The sequence below is a fragment of the Streptomyces sp. BRA346 genome (genome assembly GCF_052851135.1).
Window position 1 is genome coordinate 1 of the sequence record NZ_JAIWIH010000166.1, and the last position, 1,916, is coordinate 1,916.

Annotated in this window: 1 protein-coding gene; it reads left to right on the top strand. The window is 69.8% G+C overall.

Translation table 11 applies throughout. The features are described from left to right. Positions 1–422 precede the first annotated feature (422 nt). Positions 423–1,916 (top strand): zinc-binding dehydrogenase (locus LCH29_RS43935; RefSeq protein WP_446467284.1); only part of this gene is annotated, 1,494 nt, incomplete at its 3' end.

Here is a 1,916-nt window from a genome sequence, read left to right on the forward strand (position 1 = left end):
GGACACGGTGCTGCACGCCCTGGCGCTCCGGGAACCGGCGGCCGAGGGCGCGATGCTGCCGTTCATGTGGACCGGTGTGTCGCTGTCCGCCGTGGGCGCCTCCGCCGTGCGGGTACGTCTGTCTCCACGAGGCACGGGTGAGGTGGCGCTGCGGGTCGCCGACGCCGTGGGCGAACCCGTGGCCGAGGTCGAGTCCCTGGTGCTACGCCCCGTGTCGACCGCGGACCTGGCGGCGGTGAACTCCCCGGCGGCGGAGAGTCTGTTCCGGACGGAGTGGGTTCCTGCGCCGACGGCCGGGGCCAAGGAGCCTGTGAAGTCTGCCGGTTGGGCCCTCCTCGGTGATGTCGAGTCCGGCGGGTGGCGCGACGCGGGTGTTCCGGTGACCGGTTATGCCGATCTGGCCGCGCTGACCGCCGCGCTGGATGACGGTTCCCCCGTCCCGGACACCGTGGTGCTACACCGAGGTCACCGACGCGGTGGCCGGTGTGCTGGCCGTGGTCCGCGCATGGCTGGCCGAGCGGCGCTTCGCGGAGTCGCGGTTGGTCGTATTGACGTCGGGTGCGGTGGAGGTGGCCTCGGCCGAGGACGTTGCTCGCGAGCTGCCGGACCTGGTGGGCGCTGGGGTGTGGGGCCTGGTGCGTTCGGCGATCAGTGAGCATCCGGGCCGGTTCGTACTGGCCGACGTCGATGGTGAGGAGGCTTCTCTCCGCGTGCTCGCCGGGGCTCTGGGTGAGGGGCAGTTTGCGGTGCGCGGGGGTGCGGTGTGGTTGCCCCGGCTGGTGCGGATGGCTTCGGGGGGTGTGCTGGTGCCGCCGCCCGGCGTGGATTCGCCGTGGCGGATGGAGGTGGCGGCACAGGGGCGGCTTGATGGTGTGGCTCTGGTGCCGCAGGAGTCGCGGCCGTTGGAGCGCGGTCAGGTGCGGGTTGCTGTGCGTGCGGCGGGGGTCAACTTCCGCGATGTGCTGAATGTGCTGGGCATGTATCCGGGTGATGCGGGCCAGATGGGTCTGGAAGGCGCGGGCGTGGTCCTGGAGGTCGGTCCTGGGGTGGCGGGCTTCGCTGTGGGTGACCGGGTGATGGGCCTGCTGGACGGGGCGTTTGGTCCGTCGGCGGTGGCGGATGCGCGGATGCTGGCGCGTATGCCGAGTGGTTGGTCATTCGAGCAGGCGGCGTCGGTGCCGGTGGTGTTCCTGACCGCGTATTACGCGTTGGTGGACCTGGCTGGTCTTCAAGCGGGTGAGTCGGTGTTGATTCATGCCGCTGCTGGTGGTGTGGGTATGGCGGCGGTGCAGTTGGCTCNGCATCTGGGTGCGGAGGTGTTCGCGACGGCGAGTCAGGCCAAGTGGCCCGTGGTGCGTGAGTTCGGGGTCGCCGCCGGTCGTCTGGCTTCTTCCCGCACGACCGAGTTCGAGCAGGTCTTCTCTCGGGCGACTGACGGCGCTGGGGTGCATGTCGTACTGGATTGCCTGGCGGGGGAGTTCGTGGATGCGTCGTTGCGGTTGACGCGGCCGGGTGGCCGGTTCGTGGAGATGGGCAAGACCGATATCCGTGACGCGGAGGAGNTCGCCGCCGGGTATCCGGGTGTCTCGTACCAGGCGTTTGATGTGATGGAGGCGGGTCCGGAGCGGATCGGGGAGATGCTGGGGGCGCTGCTGGAGTTGTTCGAGAGCGGTGCGTTGCGGCCGGTTCCGGTGACGTCGTGGGAGATTGCGCGGGCTCCGGAGGCGTTGCGGTTCCTGGGGCAGGCCAAGCATGTGGGGAAGGTCGTGCTGACTGTTCCCGCTCCGTGGCGTGAGCGTGGCACGGTGCTGGTGACCGGTGGTACGGGTGGTTTGGGTGCGGTGGTGGCTCGGCATCTGGTNNNCGTGCATGGTGTTCGTGATCTGCTGCTGCTTTCGCGGCGTGGTGTCGGGGCG